12 protein-coding genes are annotated in these 14,119 nt (G+C 58.1%); 1 reads left to right on the plus strand and 11 read right to left on the minus strand.

The annotated features are described in order from the left end of the window. Nucleotides 1-10 precede the first annotated feature (10 nt). The 4 genes from glmM to B9Z47_RS12110 all read right to left on the minus strand — a co-directional run bounded on the left by glmM (nucleotide 11) and on the right by B9Z47_RS12110 (nucleotide 5,123). The gene (gene glmM / locus B9Z47_RS12095; RefSeq protein WP_108331505.1) at nucleotides 11-1,339 is read right to left on the minus strand and encodes a phosphoglucosamine mutase; all 1,329 of its coding nucleotides are present in this window, start codon (nucleotides 1,337-1,339) and stop codon (nucleotides 11-13) included. A 135-nt stretch (nucleotides 1,340-1,474) separates the two neighbouring features. Then, on the minus strand, nucleotides 1,475-2,341 hold the full coding sequence (gene folP / locus B9Z47_RS12100; RefSeq protein ID WP_108331506.1) for a dihydropteroate synthase: 867 nt from the start codon (nucleotides 2,339-2,341) through the stop codon (nucleotides 1,475-1,477). A gap of 96 nt (nucleotides 2,342-2,437) precedes the next feature. Next, a complete protein-coding gene (gene ftsH / locus B9Z47_RS12105) occupies nucleotides 2,438-4,354 on the minus strand; it encodes an ATP-dependent zinc metalloprotease FtsH (RefSeq protein WP_108331507.1) in 1,917 nt (638 codons plus the stop codon). Between the two features lie 106 nt (nucleotides 4,355-4,460). After that, nucleotides 4,461-5,123: an RlmE family RNA methyltransferase gene (locus B9Z47_RS12110; protein ID WP_108331508.1), complete on the minus strand. Its 663-nt coding sequence runs from the start codon at nucleotides 5,121-5,123 to the stop codon at nucleotides 4,461-4,463. A gap of 31 nt (nucleotides 5,124-5,154) precedes the next feature. Between B9Z47_RS12110 and B9Z47_RS12115 the strand changes: the two genes are divergently transcribed. Next, nucleotides 5,155-5,628 carry a YhbY family RNA-binding protein gene (locus tag B9Z47_RS12115; protein WP_108331509.1) on the plus strand — a complete coding sequence of 158 codons (474 nt, stop codon included), beginning with the start codon at nucleotides 5,155-5,157 and terminating at the stop codon, nucleotides 5,626-5,628. A gap of 65 nt (nucleotides 5,629-5,693) precedes the next feature. Here B9Z47_RS12115 and greA read toward each other — a convergent pair whose 3' ends face one another. From greA to lpxB, 7 genes are all read right to left on the minus strand, one after another. Further along, a complete protein-coding gene (gene greA, locus B9Z47_RS12120; RefSeq protein WP_108331510.1) occupies nucleotides 5,694-6,170 on the minus strand; it encodes a transcription elongation factor GreA in 477 nt (158 codons plus the stop codon). 102 nt (nucleotides 6,171-6,272) lie between these two features. After that, on the minus strand, nucleotides 6,273-9,551 hold the full coding sequence (gene carB / locus B9Z47_RS12125) for a carbamoyl-phosphate synthase large subunit (protein WP_108331511.1): 3,279 nt from the start codon (nucleotides 9,549-9,551) through the stop codon (nucleotides 6,273-6,275). Nucleotides 9,552-9,593: 42 nt separating this feature from the next. After that, nucleotides 9,594-10,256, minus strand: a complete 663-nt coding sequence (gene leuE / locus B9Z47_RS12130; protein WP_108331512.1) for a leucine efflux protein LeuE — start codon at nucleotides 10,254-10,256, stop codon at nucleotides 9,594-9,596. Then, nucleotides 10,253-11,419, minus strand: a complete 1,167-nt coding sequence (carA, locus tag B9Z47_RS12135) for a glutamine-hydrolyzing carbamoyl-phosphate synthase small subunit (protein ID WP_199226382.1) — start codon at nucleotides 11,417-11,419, stop codon at nucleotides 10,253-10,255. The genes leuE and carA overlap by 4 nt, the downstream gene beginning before the upstream one ends. Nucleotides 11,420-11,609: 190 nt before the next feature. Next, nucleotides 11,610-12,383, minus strand: a complete 774-nt coding sequence (locus B9Z47_RS12140) for an RNA methyltransferase (RefSeq protein ID WP_108331513.1) — start codon at nucleotides 12,381-12,383, stop codon at nucleotides 11,610-11,612. After that, nucleotides 12,380-12,997 carry a ribonuclease HII gene (rnhB, locus tag B9Z47_RS12145; RefSeq protein ID WP_108331514.1) on the minus strand — a complete coding sequence of 206 codons (618 nt, stop codon included), beginning with the start codon at nucleotides 12,995-12,997 and terminating at the stop codon, nucleotides 12,380-12,382. The genes B9Z47_RS12140 and rnhB overlap by 4 nt, the downstream gene beginning before the upstream one ends. After that, nucleotides 12,969-14,087 (minus strand): lipid-A-disaccharide synthase, encoded by a 1,119-nt coding sequence (lpxB, locus tag B9Z47_RS12150; RefSeq protein WP_108331618.1) that lies wholly within the window; start codon nucleotides 14,085-14,087, stop codon nucleotides 12,969-12,971. Before lpxB ends, rnhB begins: the two co-directional genes overlap by 29 nt. Nucleotides 14,088-14,119 lie beyond the last annotated feature (32 nt).

Below are 14,119 nucleotides of genomic sequence, written 5' to 3' on the forward strand. Positions count from 1 at the left end.
CAAGAGCCCATCAAGTCAAAGTGGCCGCAATGCGCTGGGCGCATTCTTGCGCTTGAGTTGCGTCACGCGCCTCAACCATGACACGAACCAAGGGCTCGGTGCCACTGGCGCGAATGAGCACACGGCCCGAATCGCCCAGCTCGGCTTCTGCCGTCCGCGTGGCCTCCCATAACGGCTGATGGCCTTGCCAATCAAAGCCGGGGGACAGGCGAACATTGATCAGAACTTGCGGAAACAGCGTGATGCCGTCCAGCAACTGCGCCATGGTCTTGCCACTGCCCACACAGGCTTGAAGCACCTGCAAGGCACTGACCAAGCCATCACCGGTGGTGTGCTTGTCCAAGGCGAGCAAGTGACCAGAGCCCTCACCACCGAGCAACCAGCCTTTGTCGTGCAAGACCTCCAGCACATAACGATCACCCACTTTGGCACGCACAAATTGCACACCCCGTTGCTTGAGGGCAACCTCCACCGCCAGATTGGTCATCAGGGTGCCCACCGCACCGGGCACAGCTTCGTCACGGGCCAAACGGTCGGTCACCATCAGGTACAAGAGTTCATCGCCATTGAAGAGTCGCCCCGTGGCGTCCACGAACTGCAACCGGTCGGCATCGCCATCCAAGGCAATGCCGTAATCGGCCCGGTGATCCTTGACCGCCTGTACCAACGCCTCCGGGTGGGTTGCACCCACGCCTTTGTTGATGTTCAGGCCGTCGGGCGAGCAGCCGATGGCGATCACCTCGGCACCCAGTTCATGAAAAACCTTGGGGGCGATTTGGTAGGCCGCGCCATGAGCGGCATCCACCACAATCTTCAGCCCCTTCAGGGTCAGATCGTTGGAGAAAGTACTCTTGCAAAATTCGATGTAACGGCCTGCCGCATCGTCCAGCCGGCGGGTTTTACCCAAAGCGGCAGAGTCCACCCAGACAGGGTCTTGCAGCAAGGTCGCCTCCACCGTCTCTTCCCAAGCGTCCGACAGTTTTTTACCTTGCGCACTGAAAAACTTGATGCCATTGTCGGCAAAAGGGTTGTGGCTCGCGCTGATGACCACGCCCAAAGAAGCGCGTTGTGCTCGGGTCAAGTAAGCCACGGCAGGCGTAGGGACCGGGCCCAGCAACACGACATCCACGCCTGCGGAGTTGAAGCCCGACTCCAATGCACTTTCCAGCATGTAGCCGGAAATACGGGTGTCTTTTCCGATCAACACCGTGGGATGTGCGTCCTGAGCCTTCAAAACTCGACCTACGGCATGCGCCAGATGCAAAATGAAGTCGGGCGTGATGGGGCGTTGCCCCACTGTGCCACGGATACCGTCTGTACCGAAATATTGACGCGCCATGAAGATTCCTAATGATTGCTGACAAGTCTGTGAATTTTAGTCGTACACCCAACTTGGACGACGCTCCTCAAGAGAGCGTACGCCTCCCCACGGATTGTCAAGGCCCCTCGAATTTCAGAACTTGTCCACTTCCCCTCAATTGGAGAGGTCATGTTCATTGTCCTGCTGCCGCATGGCGGACCAAACCTTGAGGGCCTGCACCGTCTCCTGCACATCGTGCACCCGAACCACTGAAGCTCCCCGCTCCACCGCCAACAAGGCCGCCGCCACACTGGCCACTTGTCGTTGCGCAGGTTCTGGCACTCGCCCATCCTGGGTGAGCGCAGCCCCCAATGCCGATTTTCTGGACCAACCCGCCAACACAGGGTACCCCAAGCTCAAAAAATCGGCCTGTCTGGCCAGCAGCTGAAAATTCTGGGCCACGGTTTTGCCAAAACCGATGCCGGGATCCAGCATCAGGCGGGCCCCAGACACCCCCAAGCCCAACAACAGGCTCACACGCTGGTCCAAAAAGCGTTCCACCTCAGTCAGCACATCGCCCGCCATGGTCTCGATCTGCATGGTTTGGGGATCACGGTGCATGTGCATCAAACACACCCCACACTTCGGGTGGCCCGCCACCGCCTGCAGGGCACCCGGCTGGCGCAAGGCCCAGATGTCATTGATGATGTCCACGCCCGCATCAAGAACAGCCTGCATCACTTCGGGTTTGTAAGTGTCCACCGAAATCGGCACCTGCCAGCGAACCGCTTCACGCAAAAAAGGACCCAGCCGCGCCAACTCCTGGTCCAAGGGCACCACCACAGCACCGGGACGGGTGGATTCGGCACCAATATCGAGAATGTCAGCCCCATCTCGCAACAGCTGCTCTGCGTGGCGCAAGGCTTGTGTGGTCTCGGCATGTTGTCCGCCGTCCGAAAACGAATCGGGCGTGAGATTGACAATGCCCATGACTTTGGGCTGAGACAGGTCCAGATCAAAGCGGGTGGTTTGCCAGCGCATGGCTGTTCTTGGGCGGGTTTGGAAGGCGTACATCGGGGTGATTCCAAGAGAAACGGGGCCCGAGGGCCCCGCTGTTTTTGCGCAGATCTTGAAAAATCAAGCGGCCGTAGTGGCTGGCTCAGGCTGAACCGAAGAGGTTCCGCCACCGTTACCGCCACCGGATGGAGGGGTGCGAGGCGTCCAGTCCTTGGGTGGCAAAGGATCGCGCCCGGCCATGATGTCGTCGATCTGGTCCTTGTCGATGGTTTCCCACTCCAGCAAGGCTTTGGCCATGGCGTGCATCTGGGCACTGTGCTCCTCGATCAGGCGACGGGCCAGTTTGTACTGCTCGTCGATGATGCGGCGCACTTCCATATCCACCTTTTGCATGGTGGACTCGCTCATGTTGGTGGTCTTGGTGACCGAGCGGCCCAGGAACACTTCGCCTTCGTTTTCGGCATAGACCATCGGACCCAGCGCGTCGGTCATGCCATAACGCATCACCATGTCGCGGGCAATCGAGGTCGCACGCTCAAAGTCGTTGCTGGCGCCAGTGGTCATCTGGTGCATGAACACCTCTTCGGCAATACGACCACCGAACAACATGCTGATCTGGTTCAGCATGAATTCTTTGTCGTAGCTGTAGCGGTCTTGCTCGGGCAGGCTCATGGTCACGCCCAAGGCGCGGCCACGGGGGATGATGGTGACCTTGTGCACGGGATCGCACTTGGGCAGCAACTTGCCAATCAAGGCGTGGCCCGCTTCGTGGTAAGCCGTGTTGCGACGCTCATGCTCGGGCATGACCATGCTCTTGCGCTCAGGACCCATGAGGATTTTGTCCTTGGCCTTTTCGAAGTCCACCATCTCGACCACACGGGCGTTTCGACGTGCTGCCATCAAGGCGGCTTCGTTGCACAGGTTGGCCAAATCAGCGCCACTCATGCCAGGTGTGCCACGAGCGATCACGCCGGCATTCACGTCCTGACCAATCGGCACCTTGCGCATGTGCACGTTCAGGATCTGCTCACGGCCACGGATGTCGGGCAACGTCACATACACCTGACGGTCAAAACGACCGGGGCGCAACAAGGCAGCGTCCAGAATGTCAGGGCGGTTGGTGGCCGCCACCACGATCACACCCAGGTTGGTCTCAAAACCGTCCATCTCTACCAGCATCTGGTTGAGTGTTTGCTCGCGCTCATCGTTGCCACCGCCCAAACCGGCACCGCGCTGGCGACCGACGGCATCGATTTCGTCAATGAAGATGATGCAAGGCGCGTTCTTTTTGGCGTTTTCAAACATGTCGCGGACACGGGCCGCGCCCACGCCGACAAACATTTCCACAAAGTCGGAGCCCGAGATGCTGAAAAACGGGACCTTGGCTTCGCCTGCAATGCCTTTGGCCAACAGGGTTTTACCGGTACCCGGAGGGCCCACCAGCAGCAAACCACGGGGAATGCGGCCGCCGAGCTTTTGAAACTTCTGGGGGTCTTTCAGGAAATCGACAACTTCCTTGACTTCCTCCTTGGCTTCATCGCAACCAGCCACGTCCGCAAAGGTGACCTGGTTGTTGTTTTCGTCCAGCATGCGGGCCTTGGACTTGCCAAAACTGAAGGCACCGCCTTTGCCGCCGCCTTGCATCTGGCGCATGAAGTACACCCAGACGCCGATCAACAGCAGCATCGGCCCCCAACTGACCAGCAAGGTCATGAGCAGCGAGCCCTCCTCGCGGGGCTTGACGTCGAACTTCACACCACTGTTGATCAGGTCACCCACCAGACCGCGGTCGAGGTAAGTGGCGGTCGTTTTGATGCGGCGGTCGTCGTTGGTGATGGCCAGAATTTCAGTGCCGCCGGGGCTCTCGGAAATGGTGGCGCTCTTGATCCGGTTACCGCGAACCTCTTCGAGGAAATCTGAATAGCCAATGGCGTTCGCACCTGCGACACCACGGTTGTCAAATTGCTTGAACAAGGTGAACAGCACCATGGCAATCACCATCCACACGGCAATTTTGGAAAACCAAGGGTTATTCAAGAGGGGCTCCAATCGAAAAAAAAGACTGTTCTCATTCTAGGCCTGTAGAGGGCGCTGATGGCACCCGGAGGGTGTTTTGGCCCTCTAAAAGGCAGGAATTACGACATCAAACGCCGTGAATCAGGCCCATGCCCACCAAAAAAGTCTCCGAGGACTTGTCCCGGGAAGATTTGGGCTTGATCGGCTTGACCACCTTGAACGTCTCCTTGAACATCTTGACGATCTGGCTGTAACCACTGCCGTGAAACACCTTGACCACCAAAGCACCCTGCGGCTTCATGTGGTTTTGGGCGAACTCCACCGCCAACTCGATCAAATGCTGGACCCGCGCGGCGTCCGAAGACTCGATGCCCGACAGATTAGGGGCCATGTCAGAGACCACCACATCGGCCTGGCGTCCCTCCAAAGCAGCCTCCAGCAAGGCAGCGACTTCGTTCTCACGGAAATCACCCTGGATGAAGTGCACTCCTTCCACTGGGGCCATGGGCAAGATGTCCAGCGCGATGATGCGGCCATTGAGCTCACCCACCGCCGCGCCGTCTGGCGACAAACGGCGGCGCAGGTATTGGCTCCAGGCACCCGGGGCCGAGCCCAGGTCCACCACCAGATCGCCTGGACGGATCAAGCCCAGGGTTTCATCGATTTCCTTGAGTTTGTAAGCCGCCCTCGCCCGGTAACCCTCTTTCAGGGCCAGTTTCACATAGGTGTCGTTGACGTGGTCGTTCAACCACGCTTTGTTGACCTTTTTACTTTTGGTTTTGACTTTCATTCTTTTGCGTCCTTGCGGGGATAATACGGGGATGCCCCAAATACAACTCACACCTGCCGAGCGCAAAGTTTTTCGCGCCGATGCCCACCACCTCGATCCGGTCGTCATGATCGGCGGCGATGGCCTGACTCCTGCCGTCGTCAAGGAAACCGAAGCCGCCCTGAACGCGCATGGCCTGATCAAGATCCGCGTACTGGGCGATGACCGTGCCGCACGTGAAGCCATGTTCGCCCAACTGGCCGACCAACTCAACGCAGCGCCCATCCAGCACATCGGCAAACTGCTGATCCTCTGGCGCCCACAGCCGGAAAAAATCAAAGAGGTTGACGAAGACCGTAAAGCCGGCCCACGCGACTTCAAGATCCTCAAGTACAGCTCACGCGGCGGTCAGCGTCCTGAAGTCAAAACCGTTCGCGTACTGGGCAACCAGCGACTGGCCGCTGGCGGCCAAATCAAACGGGCCAAGCCCAAGCAAAAGTCGGTCAAAAAAGGCCGCCACGACTGAATGCATTTCTGCCCGAATCGGGCAGATAGCGCCCATAAAGGCCGTTTCACAACGGCCTTTATTTTTCAAACGTAAGACACGCCCACAATCTCGTAACGGCGCACACCGCCCGGAGCCTGCACTTCGGCCACATCGCCCTCTTCCTTGCCAATCAAGGCGCGTGCAATTGGGCTGCTGATATTGACCAGGCCCAGCTTCAAATCGGCTTCGTCCTCGCCCACGATCTGATAGGTCACGGCCTCGCCCGAGCTCTCGTCTTCCAGCTCGACGGTGGTGCCAAACACCACACGACCACCCGCATCCACCGTCGCCGGATCGATGATCTGGGCGGCCGACAACTTGCCCTCGATTTCTTGAATCCGACCTTCGATGAAGCCTTGACGGTCTTTGGCTGCATCGTATTCGGCGTTCTCGCTCAGGTCCCCCTGGGCGCGCGCTTCGGCAATGGCCTGGATCACGCCAGGGCGGTCCACCGTTTTGAGGCGGTGCAACTCGTCCTTGAGTTTTTCAGCACCACGTTTGGTGATCGGGATGGTTGACATGTTCAGTTCTCCAAAAGCAAACCGCCGAGTGTTGAGACTCGGCGGTCATTGTCTGCATTATGCCTTGCACCCAAGCAAGGGTGCAGGGCGAGGGGCAAGGTTTCAGGCCATCAATTGCGCGTGCATTTCCTGGATGGAAATCACACCCAGCTGATCCATGTACTTCATGCCTTCCACAGCCGCTTCCGCGCCTGCGATGGTGGTGAAAGTCGTGACACGGTTGAGCAAGGCTGAGGTACGGATGTGACGTGAATCGGCAATCGCATTGCGGCGCTCTTCGACCGTGTTGATCACCAGCACGACTTCGTTGTTCTTGATCATGTCCACGATGTGGGGGCGACCTTCGGTCACCTTGTTCACCGTGGCACAAGCTACACCAGCAGCATTGATCGCATGGGCAGTGCCTTTGGTGGCAATCAAAGCAAAGCCTTGTGCGACCAACTGGCGAGCCACCTCAATGGCACGCGGCTTGTCATTGTTTTTGACCGAAATGAACACCTTGCCCGATGGCGTGCCGTCGGCCTTGGTTGGGCGTGGCAGCTTGGTGCCTGCGCCCAACTGGCTCTTCACAAAGGCTTCACCAAAGGTCTTGCCCACCCCCATCACTTCTCCGGTCGACTTCATCTCGGGGCCGAGGATCGTGTCCACACCCGGGAACTTCACGAAGGGGAACACCGCTTCTTTCACGCTGAAATAAGGTGGCGTGACTTCTTGGGTGATGCCTTGCGATGCCAGCGTCTGGCCCGCCATGCAGCGCGCTGCCACCTTGGCCAACTGGATGCCCGTGGCTTTGGAAACATAAGGCACGGTGCGTGAAGCGCGTGGGTTCACTTCCAGCACGTAAATCACGTCTTTGCCGTCGACGTGCTGGATGGCGAACTGCACGTTCATCAGACCCACCACGTTCAGAGCACCGGCCATGGCGGCCGATTGGCGCTTGAGTTCGGTCACGGTTTCAGCAGACAAAGAGTACGGCGGCAAGGAGCAAGCCGAGTCACCGCTGTGCACACCCGCCTGTTCAATGTGTTCCATCACGCCACCGATGAAGGTTTTGCCTTCGGGGTCGCGCAGACAGTCCACATCGCACTCGATGGCGTCGTTCAGGAAACGGTCCAACAACACAGGTGAATCGTGCGACACCTTGACCGCTTCGCGCATGTAGCGCTCCAAGTCACGTTGCTCGTGCACGATTTCCATGGCACGGCCACCCAGCACGTAGCTGGGGCGCACGACCAGCGGGTAGCCCAAGGCGGCTGCTTTTTCCAGCGCTTCGGGCTCGGTGCGGGCTGTGGCGTTGGGTGGCTGACGCAGGCCCAAGGCTTGCAACAACTTCTGGAAACGCTCGCGATCTTCGGCCGCGTCGATCATGTCTGGGCTGGTGCCGATGATGGGCACGCCGGCCGCTTCCAAGTCCAAAGCCAACTTCAAAGGCGTTTGACCGCCGTATTGAACAATGACGCCGGTAGGCTTTTCCTTGTCGACGATTTCGAGCACGTCTTCCAAGGTGACAGGCTCGAAGTACAAGCGGTCCGAGGTGTCGTAATCGGTCGACACGGTCTCGGGGTTGCAGTTGACCATGATGGTTTCATAGCCGTCTTCGCGCATGGCGAGAGCCGCGTGCACGCAGCAGTAATCGAACTCGATGCCCTGACCAATGCGGTTCGGGCCGCCACCGAGCACCATGATCTTCTTGTTGGTGGTCGGTTCGGCTTCGCACTCGGCGTCGCCCACGCCGAAGGTGTTGCCATTACCTTCGTAACATGAGTACATGTACGCGGTGTCGGTCGAGAACTCGGCCGCACAGGTGTCCACGCGTTTGTACACAGGGCGAATGTTCAGGGCATGGCGGCGTGCGCGCACCACATGCTCAGTCGTTTTGAGCAGCTTGGCCAGGCGGCGGTCCGAGAAGCCTTTCTTCTTGAGCGCACGCAGCTCTTCGGCAGTGATCGCCTCCAGCGTGGTGGTTTCAAGTTCCAGCTCGATTTTCACGATCTCTTCGATCTGCACCAGGAACCAAGGGTCGATTTTGGTCAAGGCAAACACCTCGTCCACGCTCAGGCCCATGGCGAATGCATCACCCACGTACCAGATGCGCTCGGGGCCAGGCTCACCCAGTTCTTTCTCGAGCACTTCGCGGTCCTGGGTTTTTTCGTTCATGCCGTCCACGCCCACTTCCAGACCGCGCAGGGCTTTCTGAAAGGACTCCTGGAAGGTGCGGCCCATGGCCATCACCTCGCCCACCGATTTCATCTGGGTGGTCAAGCGGCTGTCGGCGGTCGGGAATTTCTCAAAAGCAAAACGTGGAATCTTGGTGACCACGTAGTCGATCGAAGGCTCGAACGACGCGGGCGTTGCACCGCCTGTGATTTCGTTGCGCAGCTCGTCGAGCGTGTAGCCCACAGCCAGCTTGGCCGCGACTTTCGCAATCGGGAAACCCGTGGCTTTGGACGCCAAAGCCGATGAGCGGGACACGCGGGGGTTCATCTCGATGACGACCATGCGGCCATCTTTGGGGTTGATGGAGAACTGCACGTTCGAGCCGCCCGTGTCCACACCGATCTCGCGCAACACAGCCAAAGAGGCGTTGCGCAGGATTTGGTATTCCTTGTCGGTCAAGGTTTGTGCCGGTGCCACGGTGATGGAGTCACCAGTGTGCACACCCATGGGGTCCAAGTTTTCGATCGAGCAGATGATGATGCAGTTGTCCGCCTTGTCGCGCACCACTTCCATCTCGTACTCTTTCCAGCCGAGCAAGGACTCTTCAATCAACAACTCGGTGGTAGGCGATGCCTCCAGACCGCGTTTGCAAATGACTTCAAATTCTTCAGGGTTGTAGGCAATGCCGCCGCCCGTACCACCCAACGTGAAGCTGGGGCGGATGACGGTGGGGAAACCCAATGTCTTTTGCACATCCCAAGCTTCTTCCATGCTGTGGGCGATGCCGGAGCGGGCCGATCCCAGACCGATTTTGGTCATGGCGTCTTTGAACTTCAGGCGGTCTTCGGCTTTGTCGATGGCTTCTGGCGTGGCACCGATCAGTTCGACTTTGTATTTTTCAAGCACGCCGTTGTGCCACAGGTCCAAAGCGCAGTTCAGCGCAGTCTGGCCGCCCATGGTGGGCAAGATCGCATCGGGGCGCTCTTTGGCGATGATCTTCTCGACCGTCTGCCAAGTGATGGGCTCGATGTAAGTGACGTCGGCCGTGGCCGGGTCGGTCATGATCGTGGCGGGGTTGCTGTTGATCAGGATGACTTTGTAACCCTCTTCGCGCAGTGCTTTGCAAGCCTGCACGCCGGAGTAGTCAAACTCGCAGGCCTGACCAATGATGATCGGGCCTGCGCCAATGATGAGGATACTTTTGAGGTCTGTACGTTTTGGCATGTTTCGGTACTTGTATATTTCTTTAACAGTGCAGTCTGTGCTTCAGTTGAGGCTTGCGGTGGCCAGCTTGGCGCCAAACCACACAAACAGTCCACCCACGCAGCTGGACAGACCGGCCGACAGGCGCTGACGCTGGCGGAAAGCCTGAGCCAATCGAACACCGGCAAAAATCAGGGCAGACAAATAAACAGCACTGAACGTCATGACAATGACGCTCAGTATCAAAAATGGCACTGCGGGTGTTTCATAAGTTGGTTCGATGAATTGAACAAAGAACGACAACAAAAACAAAATGGCCTTGGGATTGAGCAAGCTGATCGCCAGGGCCCGCTTGAACGGACTGGCCAAATGCGCCGGACTTTCGGCCGTGGGGGTCTTCGGCAAACTCGCGTCTGTGGCATGCCACGCACGGAATGCAGAACGAATCAGATTCAGGCCCACCAAGGCCAAATAAGCCGCACCGGCATACTTCACCACCATGAACAATGCCGGGTGGGCGCGCAGCAAGCTGGCCGCGCCCAAGGCGGTCAGCGCCAACAAAATGGTATCGCCCACAAAAACACCCAAGGCACCCTGGTAGCCCGCTTTAACACCACGGGCCGTGGCCACCGACAACACGAACAACGAATTGGGGCCTGGCAGCAAAATGATGCCCAGCGCGCCCAGCACGTATGTCCAAATATCGGTGACGCCGTAAAAACTCATGACTTGCTCGCCATCAACTGGATGAAGCGGTCAAAGAGGTAAGCGATGTCGTGCGGGCCTGGCGATGCCTCAGGATGACCCTGGAAGCAAAACGCAGGCTTGTCGGTGCGGGCCAAACCCTGCAAAGTGCCGTCAAACAAAGACACGTGGGTGGCACGCAAGTTGGCGGGCAAAGATTTTTCGTCCACCGCAAAACCGTGGTTTTGGCTGGTGATGGACACGCGACCCGAGTCGAGGTCTTTCACAGGGTGGTTCGCACCATGGTGGCCGAACTTCATCTTGAAGGTCTTGGCGCCACTGGCCAAGGCCATGATCTGATGACCCAGGCAAATGCCGAATGTCGGGATGCCGGTTTCAATCAACTCGGCCGCCGCTGCAATCGCGTAATCACAAGGCTGTGGATCGCCAGGGCCATTGGACAAAAAGATGCCATCGGGTTTGTGTTGGAGCACTTCGGCTGCGGGTGTCTTCGCAGGGACCACAGTGACTTTGCAACCGCGCTCAGCCAACATGCGCAAGATGTTTTTCTTGACACCGAAGTCATACGCGACCACATGGAACTTGGGCGCTGTCAAGTTGCCGTAGCCTTCGCCCAATGCCCATTCAGTTTGCGTCCATTCATACGACTTGGACACCGTCACTTTTTGCGCCAAATCAAGGCCAGCCATGTCAGGTGCGCCTTTGGCAGCAGCCACCGCTTGGTCGATCACCGCTTGAGTGACTTCTTGGCCTTTGGCCAAACCCACAATGGCACCGTTTTGCGCACCCTTTGTGCGCAATAAGCGTGTGAGTTGACGGGTGTCGATGTTGGCAATGGCCACGGTCCCTGCATCCGACAAGTAGCCAGACAAGGTTTGGCTAGAGCGGAAGTTGCTTGCGACCAAAGGCAAGTCTTTGATGATCAAGCCTGCAGCATGGACTTTGTCAGCTTCGATGTCTTCCGCGTTGACGCCGTAGTTACCGATGTGCGGATACGTCAGGGTGACGATCTGCTGGCAGTAGCTGGGGTCGGTGAGGATTTCCTGGTAGCCGGTGAGCGAGGTGTTGAACACCACTTCGCCGACTGTGGAGCCGGTGGCTCCAATCGAGTTGCCGATAAAGACCGTGCCGTCTGCGAGCGCCAAGATGGCGGGCGGGAAGGTTCCCTGAAGAGACAAAAGCACTGGGTTCTCCGGAATAGTTCGGGTACGCCTCAGCGCTCATCAGAGATGCGATCTCTTTTTGGCTGCTTGTTCGAGGAATGGACCTGGGATGGGCTGTGGCGTACGGGTTGATGCGGGAAAGCCTCCCATTATAGCTGAGGACTGCTCGAAAACCCTGACACAAAGTCCTCAAAACGGGCGGGGCAAGCCCTCAAATGACCGCCGTTGAACTGGCATGCAAACAAATGGCAGCCGCCGTGGCAACGTTCAGCGACTCCTCACCGCCGGGCTGGGCGATTCTGACTTTTTGCTGCGACAGCGCCATCAAACTTGCACTCACGCCCTGCCCTTCATGACCGAAGACCCAGGCACACCGTGACGGCAAATCACCGCGGCGCAACAACTCGTGCAGAAAAGGTCCCTCATGAGAGCTCGTGGTCAACACCGGGACTTGCAGCAATGAAACATCGCTCTGGCTGACCGACTCAACCAAATGCAAGCCGAAATGCGCCCCCATTCCCGCCCTGAGGACTTTGGGCGACCACAATGCAGCCGTTCCTTTGATGGCCAAGACTTGTCGGTAACCAAATGCCGAAGCACAGCGCAAAATAGCGCCCACATTGCCCGCATCTTGCAAACGATCCAGCACCACCGTCGATGCGTCAGACAACAAGGCACTTTGCGCGGGCAATGCAACCACAAAACCCATGCGGGCAGGCGACTCCAAACCACTCAAGCTTGAAAACAAGGCATCAGGCATAAGGATCACTTGATCGCTCAGATGGCCCCATTGCGCACCCTGCTCTGCCCAGAAGGACTCGGTCATCACCGCATGAAGAGGCAGAACACCCCGCTCAACCGCTGCACGGCACAAATGATCGCCTTCCAGCCAGAACTGCCCGGCCTTACGGTAGCCTGTACTGTCTTGAATCAGCCGACGCAAAGCCTTGATGAGCGGGTTATCGCGGGAAGTAATCAGGTTCATCGCAGACTCCTGGCCACCGGCGCAAACGTCTTGCGATGACAATCAGCCGGGCCATGTGCTTGCAAAGCAGCCAAATGTTGCGCCGTGCCATAGCCTTTGTGCTGATCAAAACCATACACGGGATAACGCTCATGCATCAGATTACACAGGCGATCTCGGTGCACCTTGGCCAAAATGGACGCAGCAGAAATGGCCGCCACCAAAGCATCACCTTGAACAATCGCCTCGGCGCGGATGTCCAACGCAGGCAAGCGATTGCCATCCACCAGCACGATTTGAGGTCTGAGGCGCAAACCCTCTACGGCACGCTTCATGGCCAGCATCGTGGCTTGCAAAATATTGAGTTGGTCAATTTCTTCCACCGTGGCTTGCGCGATGGAAAAACACAAGGCTCGCGCCCTGATGTCGTCAAACAAGCGCTCGCGACGTTTGGCCGTTAATTTTTTGGAATCGTTCAGACCTGAAATGGGGTTCAAATCGTCCAGGATCACGGCAGCAGCGACGACCGGGCCAGCCAAAGGACCTCGCCCAGCCTCATCTACGCCTGCGGCGAGGCCAGAGACACCAAAATTGAGTGGGGCCTGCTCAGGCCTCAAGGACTTTTTCGAGGGCATGCGTGGACAATTTGGCTGTATCTCGCTGCAACATCAGATGCAGCGCTTGAAAACGGGACTGTAAAGCATCGGCCCGATCGGGTTGTGACAACCAAGCCAACGTGGCTTTCGCCAAAGCCTCGGGCGTGCACTGATCCTGCAGAAACTCTGGGACCACGAAATCTTCACAAAGAATGTTGGGCAAACCCACCCAAGGCTGCAGCTTTTGACGCCTCATGATTTGCCAACTGATCCAATTCATGTGGTACCCAATCACCATGGGGCGCTTGAACAAGGCCGCTTCCAGAGTGGCGGTACCGCTGGCGATCAAGGTCACATCGCATGCGGCCAAAGCCTGATGTGACTGCCCCTTGAGCAAATGCAAGCCAGACAAGGCCCCTGCAGTGTCCACCAAATTTTGCACCTGAGGCAGCAAACCAGGGATGGCGGGCAACACAAACTGCAGCGATGGGTTTTGACGCCGCATCAGCTGTGCGGCCCGAATAAACCGGGGCGTCAGGTGTTCAATTTCCGAACGACGGCTGCCGGGCAACAAAGCCACCACGGGACGTTCAGAATCCAGACCCAAAAGTGCCCTCGCTGCCTGACGGTCGGGGGTCATGGGGATGGTCTGGGCCAATGGGTGACCGACATAAGTGGCGTCAATGCCCGCTCGCGCCAGCAACTCTGGCTCGAACGGGAAAATGCACAGCATGTGGTCCACGCTGCGCCGGATTTTTTCGATGCGCTCAGGCCGCCACGCCCAGATGGAAGGACAGACAAAATGGACGGTCGGGATACCCGCTGCCTTCAAATGGGTTTCGAGATCGAGGTTGAAATCTGGCGCATCCACACCGATGAACACATCAGGTGGCTTGGCCAGCAAGCGCTGCTTGAGCTGCTCCCGAATGGCCACAATGCCGCGGTAATGCCGCAGCACCTCCACATAACCCCGAACGGCCAAGCGCTCATGGGGCCACCAGGCATCAAAACCGAGCGCGGTCATGCGAGGCCCCCCGATGCCATGCCCCCGGGCTTGCGGCCATCGGGACTGAAGCCCCTGAATCAGCAACCCGGCCAGCAAATCACCTGAGGCCTCGCCAGCCACCATGGCAAAGGACAAAGCCCCCGAAGGGGCTTGCT

Source organism: Limnohabitans sp. 2KL-1, assembly GCF_003063435.1.
Taxonomy (GTDB): Bacteria; Pseudomonadota; Gammaproteobacteria; order Burkholderiales; family Burkholderiaceae_C; genus Limnohabitans_A.

Excerpts from the sequence above, each read along its gene's own strand:
- greA (WP_108331510.1), bottom strand. The coding sequence starts at position 6,170 with ATGTCAACCATCCCGATCACCAAACGTGGTGCTGAAAAACTCAAGGAC.
- folP (WP_108331506.1), bottom strand. The coding sequence starts at position 2,341 with ATGCGCTGGCAAACCACCCGCTTTGATCTGGACCTGTCTCAGCCCAAA.
- carB (WP_108331511.1), bottom strand. The coding sequence starts at position 9,551 with ATGCCAAAACGTACAGACCTCAAAAGTATCCTCATCATTGGCGCAGGC.
- glmM (WP_108331505.1), bottom strand. The coding sequence starts at position 1,339 with ATGGCGCGTCAATATTTCGGTACAGACGGTATCCGTGGCACAGTGGGG.
- leuE (WP_108331512.1), bottom strand. The coding sequence starts at position 10,256 with ATGAGTTTTTACGGCGTCACCGATATTTGGACATACGTGCTGGGCGCG.
- lpxB (WP_108331618.1), bottom strand. The coding sequence starts at position 14,087 with ATGGTGGCTGGCGAGGCCTCAGGTGATTTGCTGGCCGGGTTGCTGATT.
- B9Z47_RS12140 (WP_108331513.1), bottom strand. The coding sequence starts at position 12,383 with ATGAACCTGATTACTTCCCGCGATAACCCGCTCATCAAGGCTTTGCGT.
- rnhB (WP_108331514.1), bottom strand. The coding sequence starts at position 12,997 with ATGCCCTCGAAAAAGTCCTTGAGGCCTGAGCAGGCCCCACTCAATTTT.
- B9Z47_RS12110 (WP_108331508.1), bottom strand. The coding sequence starts at position 5,123 with ATGAAAGTCAAAACCAAAAGTAAAAAGGTCAACAAAGCGTGGTTGAAC.
- B9Z47_RS12115 (WP_108331509.1), top strand. The coding sequence starts at position 5,155 with ATGCCCCAAATACAACTCACACCTGCCGAGCGCAAAGTTTTTCGCGCC.